At 32.3% G+C, this 18,405-nt stretch carries 16 protein-coding genes; 11 read left to right on the top strand and 5 right to left on the bottom strand.

Translation table 11 applies throughout. The features are described 5' to 3' along the window. From NEF87_RS18050 to NEF87_RS18040, 3 genes are read right to left on the bottom strand one after another with little or no spacing between them, the layout of a single operon-like run. A complete protein-coding gene (locus tag NEF87_RS18050; protein ID WP_457916929.1) occupies window positions 1-942 on the bottom strand; it encodes an alpha/beta fold hydrolase in 942 nt (313 codons plus the stop codon). A 6-nt stretch (window positions 943-948) separates the two neighbouring features. Further along, window positions 949-1,767, bottom strand: coding sequence for a 4'-phosphopantetheinyl transferase family protein (locus tag NEF87_RS18045; protein ID WP_371802840.1), 819 nt, complete (start codon window positions 1,765-1,767; stop codon window positions 949-951). A gap of 20 nt (window positions 1,768-1,787) precedes the next feature. Next, complete coding sequence (locus tag NEF87_RS18040; protein ID WP_371802839.1) at window positions 1,788-2,531, bottom strand: hypothetical protein; 744 nt, start codon at window positions 2,529-2,531, stop codon at window positions 1,788-1,790. Between the two features lie 3 nt (window positions 2,532-2,534). Between NEF87_RS18040 and NEF87_RS18035 the strand changes: the two genes are divergently transcribed. Then, window positions 2,535-3,476, top strand: coding sequence for an alpha/beta fold hydrolase (locus NEF87_RS18035; RefSeq protein WP_371802838.1), 942 nt, complete (start codon window positions 2,535-2,537; stop codon window positions 3,474-3,476). Here NEF87_RS18035 and NEF87_RS18030 read toward each other — a convergent pair. Beyond that, window positions 3,469-4,611, bottom strand: coding sequence for a DegT/DnrJ/EryC1/StrS family aminotransferase (locus NEF87_RS18030; protein WP_457916928.1), 1,143 nt, complete (start codon window positions 4,609-4,611; stop codon window positions 3,469-3,471). The genes NEF87_RS18035 and NEF87_RS18030 overlap by 8 nt on opposite strands. A gap of 242 nt (window positions 4,612-4,853) precedes the next feature. Here NEF87_RS18030 and NEF87_RS18025 point away from each other — a divergent pair, with 242 nt between their 5' ends. From NEF87_RS18025 to NEF87_RS17995, 7 genes are read left to right on the top strand one after another with little or no spacing between them, the layout of a single operon-like run. Further along, on the top strand, window positions 4,854-6,557 hold the full coding sequence (locus NEF87_RS18025; protein ID WP_457916927.1) for a hydroxymethylglutaryl-CoA synthase family protein: 1,704 nt from the start codon (window positions 4,854-4,856) through the stop codon (window positions 6,555-6,557). Window positions 6,558-6,576: 19 nt separating this feature from the next. Further along, window positions 6,577-7,770: a diphosphomevalonate/mevalonate 3,5-bisphosphate decarboxylase family protein gene (locus NEF87_RS18020; RefSeq protein ID WP_457916926.1), complete on the top strand. Its 1,194-nt coding sequence runs from the start codon at window positions 6,577-6,579 to the stop codon at window positions 7,768-7,770. A gap of 1 nt (window position 7,771) precedes the next feature. After that, window positions 7,772-8,944 carry a hydroxymethylglutaryl-CoA reductase, degradative gene (locus tag NEF87_RS18015; protein WP_457916925.1) on the top strand — a complete coding sequence of 391 codons (1,173 nt, stop codon included), beginning with the start codon at window positions 7,772-7,774 and terminating at the stop codon, window positions 8,942-8,944. A gap of 6 nt (window positions 8,945-8,950) precedes the next feature. Beyond that, window positions 8,951-9,919, top strand: coding sequence for a mevalonate kinase (gene mvk / locus NEF87_RS18010; RefSeq protein ID WP_457916924.1), 969 nt, complete (start codon window positions 8,951-8,953; stop codon window positions 9,917-9,919). Further along, window positions 9,912-10,727: an isopentenyl phosphate kinase gene (locus NEF87_RS18005; protein ID WP_457916923.1), complete on the top strand. Its 816-nt coding sequence runs from the start codon at window positions 9,912-9,914 to the stop codon at window positions 10,725-10,727. The genes mvk and NEF87_RS18005 overlap by 8 nt, the downstream gene beginning before the upstream one ends. Before the next feature lie 17 nt (window positions 10,728-10,744). Further along, the gene (fni, locus tag NEF87_RS18000; protein ID WP_457916922.1) at window positions 10,745-11,815 is read left to right on the top strand and encodes a type 2 isopentenyl-diphosphate Delta-isomerase; all 1,071 of its coding nucleotides are present in this window, start codon (window positions 10,745-10,747) and stop codon (window positions 11,813-11,815) included. 29 nt (window positions 11,816-11,844) lie between these two features. After that, the gene (locus tag NEF87_RS17995; protein ID WP_457916921.1) at window positions 11,845-12,834 is read left to right on the top strand and encodes a polyprenyl synthetase family protein; all 990 of its coding nucleotides are present in this window, start codon (window positions 11,845-11,847) and stop codon (window positions 12,832-12,834) included. A 6-nt stretch (window positions 12,835-12,840) separates the two neighbouring features. On the opposite strand, the gene uppS is transcribed toward NEF87_RS17995, so the two are convergent. Continuing rightward, window positions 12,841-13,596, bottom strand: a complete 756-nt coding sequence (gene uppS / locus NEF87_RS17990; RefSeq protein WP_457916920.1) for a polyprenyl diphosphate synthase — start codon at window positions 13,594-13,596, stop codon at window positions 12,841-12,843. Window positions 13,597-13,652: 56 nt separating this feature from the next. Between uppS and NEF87_RS17985 the strand changes: the two genes are divergently transcribed. Genes NEF87_RS17985 through NEF87_RS17975 form a run of 3 tightly spaced genes read left to right on the top strand, consistent with a single transcriptional unit; the run spans window position 13,653 to window position 18,386 of the window. Continuing rightward, complete coding sequence (locus NEF87_RS17985) at window positions 13,653-16,226, top strand: M48 family metalloprotease (protein WP_457916919.1); 2,574 nt, start codon at window positions 13,653-13,655, stop codon at window positions 16,224-16,226. 13 nt (window positions 16,227-16,239) lie between these two features. After that, window positions 16,240-17,169, top strand: coding sequence for a UbiA family prenyltransferase (locus NEF87_RS17980; protein ID WP_457916918.1), 930 nt, complete (start codon window positions 16,240-16,242; stop codon window positions 17,167-17,169). Between the two features lie 29 nt (window positions 17,170-17,198). Then, window positions 17,199-18,386, top strand: coding sequence for a DUF362 domain-containing protein (locus NEF87_RS17975; RefSeq protein ID WP_457916917.1), 1,188 nt, complete (start codon window positions 17,199-17,201; stop codon window positions 18,384-18,386). The last annotated feature ends 19 nt before the right edge of the window (window positions 18,387-18,405 follow it).

Below are 18,405 nucleotides of genomic sequence, written 5' to 3'. Positions count from 1 at the left end.
TTATAGATTTTGAATGAATTCTAAGTAGAGTTCCATTATTTTTTTATTCCCTTTTCCCAAGATCACACTTCCGTGACCCAATTTAGGTAAAATCTCTAATTTTGAATGCTTAATTTTTGAATGTAAATCAGAACTCATTAAAGGTGGAGCGATTGGATCTATTTCTCCATTCAGAAACATAACTGGAATAAGAGGGGAAATTTGAGTTAGTAAAGGAAGAAGCTCATTTCCTTCTTTAACCATTGTATTAACAATATAATCGTAGTAGTCAGGTATTAATGCCATTTTATTTCCTTTGACCATTGGGTAGACAATTTTTGCTAAAATTCTTCTTGCATTATTAAAAGAGTTTTCAGAGTTATCTGATTTGATATGATCAAAAAAAACTGGAATATAAAATTGATTGAACAAAGTTAACCAATTATTTTCATCAATAGAATGAGAAGAGAGAGTTTTAATGGAGACAAATGATTCCTTAATACTTTCAAATCTTTTTTGGCGCATTAATTGAAAATTTGGAAGATAAGGCGCTAAATTACCATATCCAACAAAACTGCGGATTCTTTGAGGATATTTAGCAGTTAAATTTAAGGCAATCCACGAACCTATGCTCATTCCAAAGACATGAACCTTTTGAAGGTCAAAATAAGTTAGAATAGAAAAAAATTCATCCATGAAATTATCAATTGAAATCTTTGCATTCTCATAATCACTGCCCCCAACTCCCGAATAATCATAGGTTATAAATCGAAAATGATGATTTTCAGGTAAAAGAGAAAATAATACTTTCAACCCATTATTCCACTGGTTTTGATTGAAAAAAGAAGAATTCAAGAGAATTATTGTTTGAAGCTGGTTTATTTCTGTTTTCGGCGGATAAAATTCAAGAACTGAAAGATTTATTGTTTGAGATAATGCAACGGAATGGTTTTTTTTCATCATAATATTTCATTTCTCTGAATTTTCCACAACAATACTGATTACAAATATAGATTGATTGCTAATTGTAAAAAAATTGATACATTTCAGATTTCGCATTTTATGAGTTGTATAGATCTTTCCATCTTCAATGAGTAATGAAATATTGTGAATTTCCCCAATGTTATTAAAATTAAGGGCTTTCAATGTAGACTCTTTAATAGACCATATAACTATGGGGATATCTTTAACGGATAACCTAAAAAACATGTTAAAGAATTTTAAAAATGACTTTTCATGGTCCTTTGGAAGCATTTTTTTTTTTAAGGAGGGGGAGATATTTCGTATATATTCACAATCAATACCTATATCGTTTGGTGCAACAATAGTAAAAATTTGACTAGAAGAGTGAGTAATTGATAAAAACCTTAATTCTTTTATTGAGGATACACTTTTTTCATGAACTACTCTTAATGCAGAGTTTTGGGAACTTTCGACGTAAATTTTATTGAATTCAAATGTAGTAGAGTTATTGAAGAATTCATTCTCACCTTCTTTAATTAAAATTTTTGACAAAGACCATTCCCATAAACGATCTAGTTGATCTTTTTTTAGAAACCCGGAAATTTTCTTTTTCTCAAGATGATGCCAATAATCAGGTTGATTAAAAATATGTTCGAAATTTTGCTGGCGAAATTGATGATCCTTTATTTGATTGCAGACACCTAAATAAAACACAGTTCCATTATAGAGTATTTCATGATATTTTAAGATAACTTCATTTCTGCATATAACTTTACAAGGGTCATCGAGCAAAATTATTGGGGAATTTGGACTTAATTCAATCATTTTTGTATTCAAATTTTTTTTTAATTGAAGATATCATCTGGAATGGTAGATATTGCAAATATTTCCCAAAGAGGCATAGAATCAAAATAAACTTTATCAATTGCAGTTTTTAACTGATTTCTATAAATGCTAGGAATTTTTCTTAATTCTTCGACAAGATCGATACCATCATGGACTTTTTCAATTAGAGGGAGAATCCATTTTTGGGGTACTTTTGCATACATCGACTCAATAAGAACGAGTTTTTGATAGAGTTCATCAGTTTCCCGACCGTATCGATCAATAATCTTTGTAATTTGTGATTGAAATCCAAGAAAATCAGAAGGACGATATACATTTGTTTTTGACCCCTTCAAAAGAACTTCTTTATAAGTTTCTTCAAATATATCACATAATTCTTTTGAAAGACCTGATAAAATGGGTTCAGTCATTAAGCCTAGGGGCATACTATAATCAATAATTAATACAGAAAAAACATAATCACCTGAAGAAAACCTTGCTTCCAAATTTCCTGAGCGAATAAGTGAAACACCGGAAGGAAATCCAATATCTTTTGCAAATACATTCAGAGCCATTAGAAACCCAGACATTAATTGATCTCGTTCAGTCTCTTCAATCCCCAGAATTGAATATTTGCATAGTAAAGTCCCTTCTTTTGTTATTGTGTAAATTTCAACTTTGTGCTCCACAATTTCTTGAATGATTTTTGACTTAAAAAACGCTTCAATAACCGAAGTTTTTTTTATATCTTCATCTAAGATCATCTTGTGAGTTCTTTTATCTGGTTAATAATCCCACTTGTTATAATATTTATCTTAGCAATTGTTGGATTGTTAATACAATGGATAAGAGACAATACAGCAAGTAAAATATACGCTCCAGGTCAACTCTTCAATGTTCCACCAAATATTCACCTTCGAGTACTGGATCCTCCAAAAAGGAAAGAGTTTTCAAATCCAAATGTCACAATTATTTTTGAGAGTGGATTAGGGAATAATTGTCTCACTTGGTCATTTGTGCAACCCAAAATATCTGAATCAGTCAGAACGGTCTCTTATGATCGTGCTGGAATGGGATGGAGTGGCCACAGTAACAAAGCTAGAACAAGTGATCAAATCGCTAAAGAACTGTCTTTAGCACTTCAAGAAGCGAAAATTGAGGGCCCTTTCATTTTAGTGGGTCATTCAGCCGGAGGTGTATTTATTCGGTCATTTTATAAACAAAACCAAAAAGAAGTTATTGGAATGATTTTGGTAGATGCATCCCACCCAAATGAAATTCTATCAGGCTTCACACTATGGAGAATATATTATAAATTTCTGTATTTCTTGGGGAACTTTGGAGTAAAATTATTAGCTCGGAATTTTATGGGAAAAACTACACCTCAATTTTCCAAATGGAACCAAGATCTGGCACTTCAAAAAAAATCTTATGCCACAATATATCAAGAATTTAAAGCTTTACCTGAGAGTTTTAAACAGGTTAAGCAGCTTGAAAATTATGGAGATTTACCTCTCTATATACTAACCCATGTTGAAGGTAATAAAAATTCAAATTGGATTGATTGGCAAAAAGATTTTCTCTCTCTCTCTTCAGACAGTAGACAAATATTATGTAAAACAAGCCACTATATCCATATAGATAATCCTACCTTAGTTATTGAGTCTATCGAAGAAATAATTGAAAAAAACTGGAAGAAAATTACTTAAAAAACTTTTCCAAAGAATCTACAATAAATCTTATATTTTCATCAGTTAATGAAGAAACCATTGGAATTTCAAAATGATTTCGAGCAATATATTCAGCATTAGGACATTTTACCTTAGAATAGTTAGGATAATCCACCACACGAGCCATAATCCAATCACGAATATTTTTGTAGCATGGTTGTTCGTAGGATAAAGTCGAATATATTGTGCGAGAAGATATATTCTGGGATTTAAGATAATTGATAACATCGTTTGGGGTTTTTTCTGTATCTTTCAATACGGGAGCCATTATATAATCACTCGCTTGCGCATCAGGAAGAATTTTTTGAACAATCAAGTTTGGATGATCAGATAATAGTTCACGATACAAATTTCCATTACGATGGCGCCTCTGAAGAATTTCTTCGGCTCGATCCATTTGAACATTCATAATTGCTGCAGACATATCCGTCGTTCTATAATTATATCCCACTTTGAAATGTGAATATCCTCCTGTTGGACTTCTTCCATGATTTTTAAAACTTAATATCTTATCAAACAAATCTTCATCTTGGCAAATAAGAGCTCCCCCCTCTCCACCTACAAGATTCTTTGTTCCATAAAAAGAAAAACACCCTATATCCCCAAAAATTCCCGTATGTTGATTATCGATACGCGCATCATGAGCTTGAGCGCAGTCTTCGATAATATGTAATTTATGAGCATCAGCGATATCTTTAATTGCTTTCATATCACATGGATTTCCAAAAATATGAACTGGCATGATAGCTTTTGTATTAGGGGTGATCGCAGCCTCAATTTTAGCAGGATCTATATTAAATGAATTAAGATCAACATCAACAAAAATAGGAATCGCTCCATTGAATAAAATTGAATTGCTGGAAGCAACAAAAGTAAATGGAGTAGTAATAACTTCATCACCTGGACCAATATCAAGAGCCGTTAAAGCGAGATGTAAGGCACAAGTACCGTTTGTGACAGTAGTAACATATTTTGATCCAGTAAACTTACCAAATTTTTTTTCAAAAGCGCGAGCATTTTTGCCCTCTATTAAAAATTTACTTTTCACAACATCAGTAACTGCATCTAATTCTTCTTGAGCAATATCCACATCTACTACGGGTAAATCCTTCATATTTTTCTCTAACAATCATAAGTTTCTTTCTAATAAGAATTTTATAAAACACTATTTTTATTAAAAAATTAAAAAAAAATTGATAAGTTAAACATAATTATAATATTTAAACGATTTAAATAAATAATGCAACAACGGTCCAACATTTATTGAATCGAACATTAGCTAAGTTTTTTTTCCTACTAAATATTGATAGAATTAAATCTTTGCATCTTTAGATAAAAATTAAGGAATTAGAGATCTTGACACTTTCACAAAATGACATAAATGATCTATTTTCAAATGTTGGAATAGATTCAATAGGATTTTACGCACCAAAATACTACTTAAGTCTGGAAAATTTAGCCAAATTGCGAGATGTAAATCCAGACAAATTTAAATATGGGCTAATGGCGTACGAAATGCGTGTTCCAAATCGAGGAGAGGATTGTATATCCATTGGATTAAAAGCGGCTCAAAATGCCCTATTCCGAGGTAAAATTGATCCTGCTGAAATTGATGCGTTATTCGTCGGAACTGAAGCCACAATTTATGCAGTTAAATCAATTTCAAATATCTATAAAGATTTATTAAAAATTCCGAAAAATTGCATGACTCAAGATGTATCTAATGCTTGTGCCGCTGGAACGTTAGCAATTTTAAATGCAATAGGCATGCTTGAAACAGGTATAATTAACAAAGCACTTATTATTATAGTCGATATTTCAAAGTATGATTTAAAGAGCCCAGGAGAACCAACTCAAGGAGCAGGGGCGGTAGCGTTAGTCCTTACCCGAAACCCGCGTATCGCAGTATTTGGTAAAAATTTTGGGAAAGTGTCTGCCAATATTAATGATTTTTATCGTCCAGAAGGGGAAAGAAATGCACAAGTATTCGGTCAATATAGTGTAAAATCTTATCTAAAACTTCAAATTGACGCCTATGACGATTTAATGTCTCAGATTGGAAATACATACACCGATTTTTACATATTTCATTCCCCATATTCGAAATTACCATTGAAATTTATGCAGAAACTCATTGCGACTCGAGCTTTGGATAATATTGATCTATTGATGAGAAAAGATCCAATTAAGGTTAAGAAAGATTGTGAAATATCTTATTTTAATAATTTACAAGAAAATTTTCTTTTGAACGATGAGATTGTTAATAAATTAGATTCGCTTAATTTTGCAAAAGATAAACGTTCAAAAGTGGAAAATTGGATATTTCAAAAACTTAAAGCGATATTTCTACCTCCGTTACAAGTTTCTTCACTTTTTGGGAATATGTATTCTGCTTCAATCTGGGCAGAATTGATGTACATATTGGAAAATATGGGAAAAGCAAATAATACGATTTATTTTGGATCCTATGGCTCAGGTGCAACTGCGATATCAGGATTATTAAAAATTCAACCCAAATTTCATTTAGTTCTTTCAAATTCTCTCAATATTCATAATTTCATGATTAACAAAGTCCAAATTTCTGTTGAAAAATATGAAGATCTAAGAAAGAAAACAGAAACACCAGATCTTTGTTGGATAAAGCTGGAGTTGAAGAAAAATATGCAAATGAAGAGCATTTCTTTAAATTATTGCGATGAAGGATGCATCATACCAGGATATTCACATTTAAATTTCTGTCCAAAAGGTCATTCAGGTAATAACATCACCAATTTTCCAATTATAGGAACAGTAATTGATAAAAAGCAATTTATAGAAGGAAATCTGCAACCTTTAAAGGCAGGTTTTGTGCTTTCAACTAAAAATACTCAGAAAAACGATCTAGTAGAATTTGAAATCCTTCGTTGGAATAATTCTTTAGAATCCAATCCAAAACATGGATTAATCAATTGGATGCCTATTTATAGCCCGATATTTAATTCACCTTATTTGGAATATATTAATGAACAAATACAGACAACGGCAAAAGTGCCAATAATGACGGAAGAGATACATTTTTAAGATTTTAAGTGTGATTTAAATGATCGGAGATATCTTAGAAGAAAATCATAAAGAAATAGTCCAGTTTTTCGAAGAAAAAAAAAAATGGGACTTCTCTTTTATTCCGGAATCCCAAGTATGCGATTTTGAAGAAGGAGAAAGTTATTCCATCGCATATCCTATTCAAGGGTTATTAAAATATCATGGAATGGCAGATCATAATCATAGGATTGCATATTTTCCCAGCATCTCTTTAAATAACGATTCTGCATTCACTATCAGTTATTTGAAACTATCAAAAGAATTTTCTGAAGATAAATTCATTTTAAATGGAAAGGAAATCGCATCTAATAAAAGAGAATTTGATAGAATACAACATCAGCTAAATTTCATAAGAAAGTATTCTAAATGTTCAACCAAAGGATTAGTTATTTCACGAAATGTGATGAAAAATACACTGCAAACAACCCTTGGAAAAGGATTGGGAACATCTGCCTCGGGAGGTGCTGCAATTGCGCATGCAGCAATGAATATTCTATATAGCGAAGAAAACTCAATCCACAGTAATTTTCGATTAAAAAGCATCTTTTCACGTTACCTTGCGGGTTCAGCATCCAGAAGTAGTGTTGGTGGAATTGGATTATGGTTCAATCATCCAAAAATGAATGCAATGGAAAGCTATGCACATAGAATGGATGGAACTGCAGATAAGAATTTTATTAATGATATTGATTTAATAACAATTTCAATTCCAGCGAATCTCAAAACCGAGGAAGCCCATAACATCGCACCTCTATCACCATTTTATTCACAGTGGTTAAGAGATCGAAAATCAAAGATATTAGATTTTGCTAATGCACTATATGAACATGATTTTGATAAAATTGGGTCTTTCGCTGAAAATGATACTTTGAATCTTCATGCAATTACCATGACTGCCCCTCTCGAAAAAAGTATAATTGTATGGGCGCCAGAAACAGTAGCAATAATGAAATTAACAAGAGAATTACGCGATTCTGGCATTCCAACATATTTTTCTATTGATACAGGCCCTTCCACGGTTCTCCTCACGAAATCAAAAAATACTCCAACGATTCAAAAAGCGCTACTTGAGTTAAATTCAGATTTTGATATAACAATAGGGAAAATTGGAGGGGCAAGCAAAACAGTCAAACAAGTGTCCCCAGAAGCAAAATTATTATCTGGTGATCTCAAATTGTTTAATAGGGTTTAATTTGAAATCATCAATTTCTGGTTTTTATAAGCACACTGTTGAAGAACGGCAATCAATCATCAAAAAATTAGCTGATTTAACTGATGCAGAGCAAAATATTTTAAAAAATTTTGGATATTTTAATCCAGATGAATTGGATGCCTATACAGAGAATGTAATTGGAAGTTTTCAATTACCCTTTTCATTAGCCACTAACTTTCTAATTAACGAAAACGAATATCTTATACCCATGGTCACAGAAGAACCTTCGATTGTAGCTGCTGCGAGTAATGCGGCACGGTTTGCGAGAAAATATGGTGGATTTAGATGCGAACCAGTTAAATCGATTATGATTGGTCAAATTCAAATTGTTAAAATTGAAGAAGAGCAAATTATAGAAATTTCTCAATTCATTAACTTTGAAAAGAAGAAACTGTTAGATTTGGCAAATTCTTGTGATGAGAAGTTAATTTCATTAGGAGGAGGGGCAAGAGACATCATTGTTCGCCAAATAAAGACAATAAAGGGACCAATGGTTATTTTACATGTACTGATTGATGTTTTAGATGCCATGGGAGCTAATGCAGTCAATACGATGGTAGAAGCGCTCGCCAATTATTTAGAAGATAAAATTCCGGGAATGATTATGCTTAAAATTATTTCAAATCTCTCTATCCATCGAATGGCAAAATGTTCCGCAATTTTTGACACAGAAATGTTAGGAGGTCCAGAAATAGTCTCAAATATAATGAATGCATACGCTTTTGCTCAAGCAGATCCATTTCGTGCCACAACCCATAATAAAGGAATCATGAATGGGATTTCCGCTTTAGCATTAGCAACTGGGAATGATACAAGAGCATTAGAAGCGGGAGCACATGCCTTCGCAAGTTATAATTCCAAAACGGGAAGTTATTCAAGTTTAAGTAAATATTGGGTAGATCATCAAGGACGATTATGTGGAGAATTAGAACTACCTATGCCTATAGCAACAATTGGGAATATAATTCAAAATCATCCGATGACCAGAATTGCATTTAAGATTTTACAAGTGTCAAAAGCCGAAGAATTAGCTCAAATAGCGGTTGCAGTTGGTTTAGCACAAAACATTGCAGCACTAAGGGCATTGGCATCAGAAGGAATACAAAAAGGACATATGAAACTTCACAACAAGAAATTGGGAAATAAGAGTTGAAATATAATGACCACAACAATCGCTAAAGCCCCTGGGAAGTGTATTCTCTTTGGAGAACACGCAGTAGTCCATAATTATCCTGCTCTTGCTGTAGCGATCAATTTATTCTCAGAATGCAAAATCAGTTCTCATAAATATAATAAAATAATTCTCAACTTACGAGATTATGAATATTGTAAGGAATTCGAATCCTTAGATAATATGAGGAAAAATGTTAATGAAAAATGGGTTCAAATTCCAATTGGTCTCCAATATATTAGTGAAAAGTATGGAATCGAGGAAAAAAGATTCAGAATTCGGATTGAGATTTCATCCCAAATTTGGCCAGGATCTGGTTTAGGATCTTCGGCATCTATAGCCGTAGCATTATGTTCAGCACTAAGTCATTATTTCAACCTTGGACTTGATAAAGCAAACATCTCGCACTGTGCTCTAAAATGCGAACAAATCACACATGGAAATCCTTCAGGAATTGATAATTCAATATGCTCTTATGGAGGTGCAATCCTATACCACGATTCCCAGATAGAACGCGTTCCTATAGATAATATCCCAATTCTACTCATATATTCTGGTGAACCACACGAAACAATACAAGCAATACAACAAGTGTCAAATTTAATTAAAAAAAACCCTGAATCAACGAATATTATTTTTAATGAAATTGGGAAAATAACAAAACGAGGATTGAATGCATTAAATTCCAATAATTTCTCGATGTTACAACAGGTTTTACATCAAAATCAAGTTCAATTGCAAAAATTAAAATTATCAACACCAAATATAGAAAAAATATTAAAAATTGCTTCTAATGAAGAAATCCAAGGTATAAAAATAACAGGAGCAGGGTCAGGTGGTTGTCTAATAGCAATTGATTCATCAGAAAATTTAACAAAATTATCAAAAAAGTTAAAGGAAAATAGTTTTACTTCAATTCTAACATCAATTAATTACTCAGGGGTTCAAAATGACTAATACACAGGATATTACGATTATTAAAATAGGCGGTAGTGTCATAACAGACAAAAATATTCCTTTTTCATTGAAAGAAGACGTTTTGGATGATTTGATTGATCAAATACAAAAAGCAGATCAGAAATGCATTATAGTTCATGGAGCGGGATCATTTGCTCACCCACTTGCGAAGGAATACCACATCGTTTCGGGCCGGAATAATGAAATTGAGGATCAAATAATAGGATTAATAAAAACCCATAACGGAGTGGCTAAGTTAAATTCTATTATCTTAAATAAGTTCTTAGAAAAAAAAATTCCAGCGATGCCTATACAACCTTCTGCTGTATTTTATCAAAAGCGATTCCCCTCGGGAAATTTGATAACAGTATTAATAAAATTGCTAGATTTGAAAATTACTCCAATATTATATGGAGATATTATCTTTGGACAAGAAAATGATTTTTCCATTATTTCAGGTGATAAAATAATTGAAGAAATATGTAAACAATTTGTGGATTCAAAAAAACCACCAAAATACCGAATTAGGAAAGTTGTTTTTTGTTTCGATGAAGATGGTCTTTATATTGAAGATGCTGATAAAAAAAAAAAACTTCTTTCAAATATTGAGCATACAAAAATTGATTCCATTAAATTCTTCAATTTAGGACTAAAAATTGATGTAACGGGAGGAATTTTGGGAAAATTAGAAGAAACTAAAAAAATTTGCAAATTGAAAATCCCAGTCCAATTAATTAACGGTAAACAGAAAAATTTCCTTTTAAAAGCCCTTCAACAACAAAAAATTCCTTCAACAACTATATATTAAAAAATGAGGCACTTAGGATGAAAACCACTATTCTTGATAGAAAAGACAAACATATTGAAATTGCTCAAACCCAACAAGTTGAATCAAATAACAAATCTTGGTTCAAATACATTGAATTTATTCATCAAGCTATACCCAACTTTGAATTTGAAGAAATAAATACATCTATCACATTTTTAAACAAAAACTTAAGAATACCTCTTGTTATTGAAGCATTGACAGGTGGAACTGAAAAAGGAAAAGAAATCAACAAAATATTAGCAAATGTTGCTGAAGAAAAAAAAATTGCCATGATGGTTGGAAGCCAGAGAGTAGCATTAGAGCATCCAGAATCATATATGTCATTCAAAATAGCAAGAAATGTTGCACCCACTATTCCATTAATTGCCAATATAGGAATCGCTCAAATTGTCCGGTATTCAGATATTAGCCCCATTGAAAAAATTATCAAAATGATTGATGCTGATGCCTTAGCGATTCATCTTAATAGTCTTCAAGAAATAATTCAACCAGAAGGAGATAGAATTTATGGTTCTGGATTCAATAAAATTATAGAATTGAGAGATGAATTAGAAATTCCAATAATTATTAAAGAAACAGGAGCAGGAATTTCCAAGGAAATTGCCCAGAAATTATTTAACAACGGAATCGAAATTATTGATGTTGCTGGGGCAGGTGGAACATCTTTTTCAGTAATAGAAAATCATCGAACAAAATCCAAACAAATTAGTTATGGACATGATAATTTAAACCCTTTTTCAGACTGGGGGATCCCAACCGCGGCCAGTATTTTGGAAGTAAAAAGCGTCTCAAACCCAAAGAACTTCATAATCGGAAGTGGGGGAATTCGAAGTGGAATTGATATTGCTAAAGCAATTTCAATTGGAGCTGATATGGGGGGAATTGCACTACCTTTTATTCAACTTATCAAAAATGGACCTAAAGAAATAAATGAATACATCAGCAAGTTAGAAAGGGATTTAAAACGAGTGATGCTTCTAACAGGAAGTAAAAACTTGAAGGAACTACAAAATATCCCAAAAATAATATATCCCCCCTTAGAAACATGGAAAAATAATAGAATCTAACGTCAAAATCATATAAAGGAATGAATAATATGGATGAAAAACAAATAAAATTAAATATAAGTCAAACAGCAAACAAAGTGGATCAATTTTTATCAAAACGATTGATGGGTAAAATAAAAAACCTGTGGGATGCAGCCAATCATTACATTCTCGGAGGAGGAAAACGACTGAGACCATTTTTAGTAATAGAAAGTTTTAAACTAAACCAACCTTACATTGATAATTTGATTCCAATTGCCAGTGCTGTTGAAATTCTACACACTTTTACCCTCATTCATGATGACATCATGGATAATGATCCAATTCGAAGAGGAATACCAACTGTACACACGAAATGGAATGAATCGACAGCAATTTTAGCGGGAGATTTGCTATCATCAATGAGTACAGTATTAGTTAATGAATCACAATTTTCTCCTGACATTAAATCTAATATTTCCTTAGCCTTGGGAAATGTTGGAATTGATTTATGTGAAGGGCAAACCATGGATATGAATTTTGAGAATAGGACGGATGTTTCAGTTGAAGAATACTTTGAAATGATCAAATTAAAAACGGGAGCCCTTTTCAAAACAAGTGTTCAGATTGGAGCTATAGCAGGCGAATTTTCAAAAGTAGAGATTGAAGCTTTAGAACAATATGGTATTTCACTTGGAATTGCATTTCAATTAGTTGATGATATTTTAGGAATAATTGGAAATGTAAAAGATTTTGGAAAACCAATAGGGAGTGATCTCCGTGAAGGAAAAAAAACATACATCCTTCTATATGCTTTGGAACATCTGAGTTCGACAGACTTAAAAAATCTAAAAACATTTTTGGATAAAAAAGAGAAAAATGACTTAGATGTGCAGAAAGCGCTTGATCTAATTAAAAAGAGCGGGGCAATTTCTGAAGCAAAACTGATAGCAAAAAAACATGCAAGCGAAGCAAAAAAAACATTGAGTATATTTCCCGAGTCAGAAGCGAAAGAAAATTTGGTTGGAATTGCAGAATTAGCTTTAACACGAACCAACTAAACAAGTCTATTTGCCTTTTCTTCGATTACGCTTTACATATTCGATTAAATCTTCAAGTAGCATTTTTTCGTTATATTCTGGCCACAATTCGTTTCGAAATCGATATTCAGCATATGATGAATCCCATACTAAAAATCCAGAAATTCGAGCTCCATCATCCATCCCTGTTCGAATAATATAATCTGCTTCTGGAAATTTATTGGTATAAAGATGCTCCTTGAGCACTTGCTTATTGATTTTTTCAACAGGTAAACCCTTGGAAACAATGCTTTTTACAGCATCAACAATTTCTTCCTGACCATCATAATTAATACAAACATTGATAAAACATCCATTATAATGCGCTGTTGCTTGATTCATATGCTCAATAGCATGTTGAATATCTTCGGGAAGTTCGTGTAATCGTCCAATTACTTTAACTTGGACGCGCTTTTCATGAATAAGCGGTTCTTTCAACACATCTTCAATTCCAGTCAAGAGTAACTTAAACAAATATTTCACTTCTTTAGCCGATCTTTTTCGAATATTTTCAGAAGAAAGTGCATAAATACTTAGATAAGTCACTCCTGCTTCGAAAAATGGGTAAAGAATTTTCCTTAGGGTTTTATACCCTGCTTTATGGCCTTTCAATGTGTCTACAAGGCCTTGTTGTTTGATCCATCTCCGATTGCCATCTAAAATTAATCCAACATGGTTCGGTAACTTATTTCTATACATTTCCTTTAGCTGTACAAGCGAAGTAATTTGTTCAAGATCATCCATTTTCACTTAAAGAAATAAGCAATTAAGTATTAATTTTCCCAATAATACCTTTACCCATGAAAAAAAGAAACCAGATGTTAATTCTTTTAACATTTATTCTTGGTACTTTATCAATCATATTGCCCCTATTTCTCTTACAGGTAATTAAAATACCTACAAAGCCACTTGATATTGCTTTATGGGCAGGCTTTGGAATAATGTGGATAGTAATGATTAATGAAGGACTTAATTGGATAAAAAATGGAAAACGAAGTGAATGGAGTGATCTTGTTGTTATCATTTTCTTATTTATCACCGTCTACCTTGCTTCTAAAAATTTGTTTAACTCTTTTATTGGTGCCTTCTCAATCTATCTCATTTTTGGTGTTTATGAAATGAAGGATTATGAAATTCTTAATAAAGTTGTGCTAATAACCGTAATTACATACAATATGATTTTTTTTGCAGGAATTATAGGAGATATCTTACAGGCAAATGGATTGATCGAAGACGGAGAAGTATGGTTAAATACAGCATTTTCTTTGAGTTTCTGGGTAATGCTCATATTAGGTTTTGCATTCTTCGGTCGGAAATATATGGTTGTTTTCCGATTTATGAGCCCAACATACCTTACTCTTGCAGTCTATTTAGTTGCATGGGGATTAATTGTAACTGTTGCTAAATTAGGACCACAAGAATTAGAAGACATCATAATGAATTCCATCTATTTTGCTCTTATTATTAGTAATATTGTTATATATGTCTTTTCAGGACCTTTGTTAGATCTTTTAATGGGTTATAAGAAAACCGATGATCCTCGTTTGGTTAAAATTGTTGAAGAGACTGCAATCAAAATGAAAATGGATCCTAAAAAGATTAAAATTAGATATGCTAAATACCCCATCCTAAATGCCATGGCCTATGGAGCCTTCTTTAATATGCATATGGCAATTATTTCTCCGGAAATAGATACAATACCCGAAGACGAATTAAAAGGGGTTGTTGCCCATGAACTTGGACATTTAAAGGGACTTCACACTTTTTGGTTAAACATCATCTCATCAATACAGATACTTATATTTTATTTCTTAAAATGGCCCGTGACCATGTATGATTATACTTTTGCACCAGACAGCCAACCGTTCCCATTATGGGTCTTTTTACTCTTGAATGTTGTTATGAGTGTTTTTATTTATATTTTCGTTCGTGATTTTGAAGCTCATGCAGATAAAGCGGCTCGAGACGCTGGTTATGCTCATGAATTGGCAAAAGGATTGTATAACTTGGAATCATTTTATGCAACATCTCATGAAATTGGACTAGATGCAACATTATTGAGTAATGAAATTGAAACTGAAAATAATAAAATGCTGAATTATATCTCAACAGCGAGTTATCTTAATAAAAATTTAATTAATCCAAATAAAGGGACACTTCTCTCAAATCTTATTAACTCTCACCCCCCATCCTATCATCGAATAATGGCATCTTACAATGAAACACCAATTTCTTGCATGCGTGAATCATTAATGCCATTTACGTTTCTTAAAAAATATAAAGCAAATCAATTTTTAATAGAAACAGAACATGCTCGACAAAAATATATTCAAATGACAACTGAGAAAGTCAAAAAACGATTCAAAATAACTGATGTTAAGGATATTATGACAATTTTAAAGAAAAAGGAAGAATTGAGTTTTAAAATTGGACAAACTTATGTTTATCAAAATTTGATAACAAAGAAAAGAATATTTGGAAGAATTGAAGATATTGAGTATGTGGATAGCATAACAGAACCAATAAGATATAAAGTGAAGGTATTGCAAGGAGATGAAACAAAAGAATTTATCACTATTAATCCATCCCAAAATTTAGAAGTTTCAGTCAATATCGGAGAAATTTACCCATATAGGAAAGAGGAATCGTTACTGAAATTGAAAGAAATTCGCCTTGAGGAAGTCTACCAAAAATCAGAGAAAAAGCCTAAAAAGGAGAACCCTTCCTATCTTTTCCTTAATACAGGAGTTTTAGTTTTTGAACGTCTAGGGGATCAGGAAAGTGAAGTGAAAAAATCTATTTTTAACGAGATCGTTCCTAAATCGTATCAATATATTGAGCAGTTTAAGGAAAAAGATATTTTTATGAAAGAAAAGGGATCTTTCAAAAGAATGATATTAGAAAACTATGAGTTAAATGAAAACAAGGAATTTGTATTGCAATTGAAGGATCCAGAATCGAACTCCACATTTGAAGCTAAAAAAGAAGATTATATTTTCAAATATTCCGAACTTTACTTCCCAATCCATAATGACGAAACTTCATTTGAATCAGAACGAAAATTTATTCAGCACTTGCAAGAACAACAAATTCGGTGTTATGTTATTTTAAAGAAAGCAGTTAATGCAGAAATTGATGCCTTCATCACTAAAATTGAATTCAAAATAGATGAAAAAAGTGAAATTGAACAAATACATAAAATCTGGGTAAAATCTATTTTTGAAGAAGAAATGGAACTCGAAATCTCTAAAATTGATGTGATTGGATTAATTTCACCAAATCTAATTCTCCAAAAGAAATCAAATATTAGTGGTTTCAGTAATTTAATAAATAAAATAATCCAATGGAGACATCCAGAAAAAATATTAATATAAAACTGTGAAAATTATGGCTTCAAAATTTAAAGCGGTATTTCAGCTCCTACGAGTTCGTCAATACTACAAAAACTTGATTTTATTCATAGGAGTTTTTTTTGCAGGCAAATTATTTGAATTTCCCGAATATCCGCGCTTGCTATTGGGATTCTTCTTAATTTGTCTTAGTTCTTCTTTGGTTTATATTTTAAATGATATAATGGATATTGAATCGGACAAAATCCATTCCGAAAAAATGTTAACTCGACCATTAGCGAATGGAACATTGTCAAAAATGTTTGCATGGGTTCTATTTTTTATCATCTTCGGGATTGAGATTGGCTTCATTATCTATTTTAAAAATTTGTTTTCTATTATGATTGTCCTGGTGTTTCTAAATGGAGTTCTATATAATTTTGTTCTTAAGCAAATTGCATTTGCAGATATTATTTGCTTAAGTACAACCTATATTTGGAGAGCTCTCGCAGGTTGTGCCATCCTTAACGTCAGAATATCACCATGGTTAACGATTACAGTATTTCTTACAGCTTTGCTTCTTGCCACAGGAAAACGAATTGCAGATTTTGACTTACTGGGTTCAGAAGATGCAAGCAAACATAAAAAAACCTATGATGAATATTCTAGTGCCCTTTTAAACAATATACTCATTATAGTTGGAACGGCCCTATTTATTATGTATACATTATATTGCGTGTTAGGACCTCAAGAGAGTGATTCTATCGTTCCACTAGAAAATCAAGGACTATTAGTTTTTAGTACCCCTTTTGCACTATTCTTAATCATCCGTTATATCTATCTTATTCATGCAAAACCTATTATTGCACGTAATGCAGAAAAGTTAATTACAGATAAACCTATGGTAATTGGAAGTTTAACATTAGGCATATTAGTGCTGTCAATCCTATACTTAGAAATTGGAACGTGGGACTTTTTTATATTGTAAATATTATGAATTTATTTAAGTGAGTATCTATGCCAGCTAAAGAAAAACCCCAGATTTTTGTTAAAAAAACTTCGAGTAAAACGATAATAGACGATTATGCAAAATTAATGGAATTAGCAAATTATACGAAATTTTTTTCCCCTGAACAGAAAACACTTGTTAAATTGAACCTCTCTTGGAGTAAATACTACCCTGCGTGTTCTTCCCCCCCTTGGCAAGTTGAGGGAGTATTAAAAAAAATGAAAGACGATGGGTTTTCCGGTAAAAATATTTTTACTTGTGAAAATCGCACGGTTGTTACAAATATTGCAAAGGGTTTGAAGGGCAATAAATGGTCACCCATAATTACAAAATATAATACTTACTTTGTTCCATTAACCCGTGTAAAATTCACCCCCTTCAAATCTAAATTACCTTTGATGGTGCTAGACTCCAAAATATTTCCAGAAGGATTTTCAATTCCACAATTTTACATCGGAAAAAACATGATCCACCTCCCTACTTTTAAAACTCATGGTCACACAGGTTCCATGGGAGGTGACTTTGATCATCATAATCATGAAAGTGCTGGTGGGATAACTTGTTCCATTAAAAATTCTTTTGGCGGACTACTCACGAAACGTCGCCATTTCTCTCATCAATATATGAGCGAAGTACTCGTCGATTTGCTCACAATCCAAAAACAAATTCATCCTAGCTTAATGGCAATTGTTGATGGAACAGTCGCAGGTGATGGAGCAGGTCCCCGATGTATGATGCCTCGAATTAAGAACTATATCATGGCAGGATATGATCAAGTAGCGGTTGATGCAATCGCTGCCAAAATGATGGGTTTTGATCCAATGAAACTTCCTTTCATCAAATTATGTCATGATGCCGGATTAGGATGTGGAGACCCAGATCAAATTGAAATAATCGGAGATGAAGATGCTAAGGATGAAGATTGGAAATTTAGCGTTGAACGTAGCTTAGTAGTGTGGGGAGATCAACAAGTTCGCAAAGGAAAACTGAAATTCTTAGAGCCCCTGATGCATACTTTTCTCTTTAATCTAGGTCCAGTCATGCTAAGCGCCATTTATCATGATTTATTTTGGTATAACACAATTGGAAAGCAACGGATTAAAAAATATAATACCACCGAATGGGGTCGACTTTTTAAGCAATATCCATCCGTTATACCAAATGGTCAACGTTTAAACTTAATTCGCCCTGAATAAAAAAATGAATATAGCAATA

It is taken from the genome of Candidatus Lokiarchaeum ossiferum, from assembly GCA_025839675.1.
Taxonomy (GTDB): domain Archaea; phylum Asgardarchaeota; class Lokiarchaeia; order Sigyniarchaeales; family Promethearchaeaceae; genus Lokiarchaeum; species Lokiarchaeum ossiferum.
This window is presented reverse-complemented; position numbering and strand designations above follow the sequence as displayed.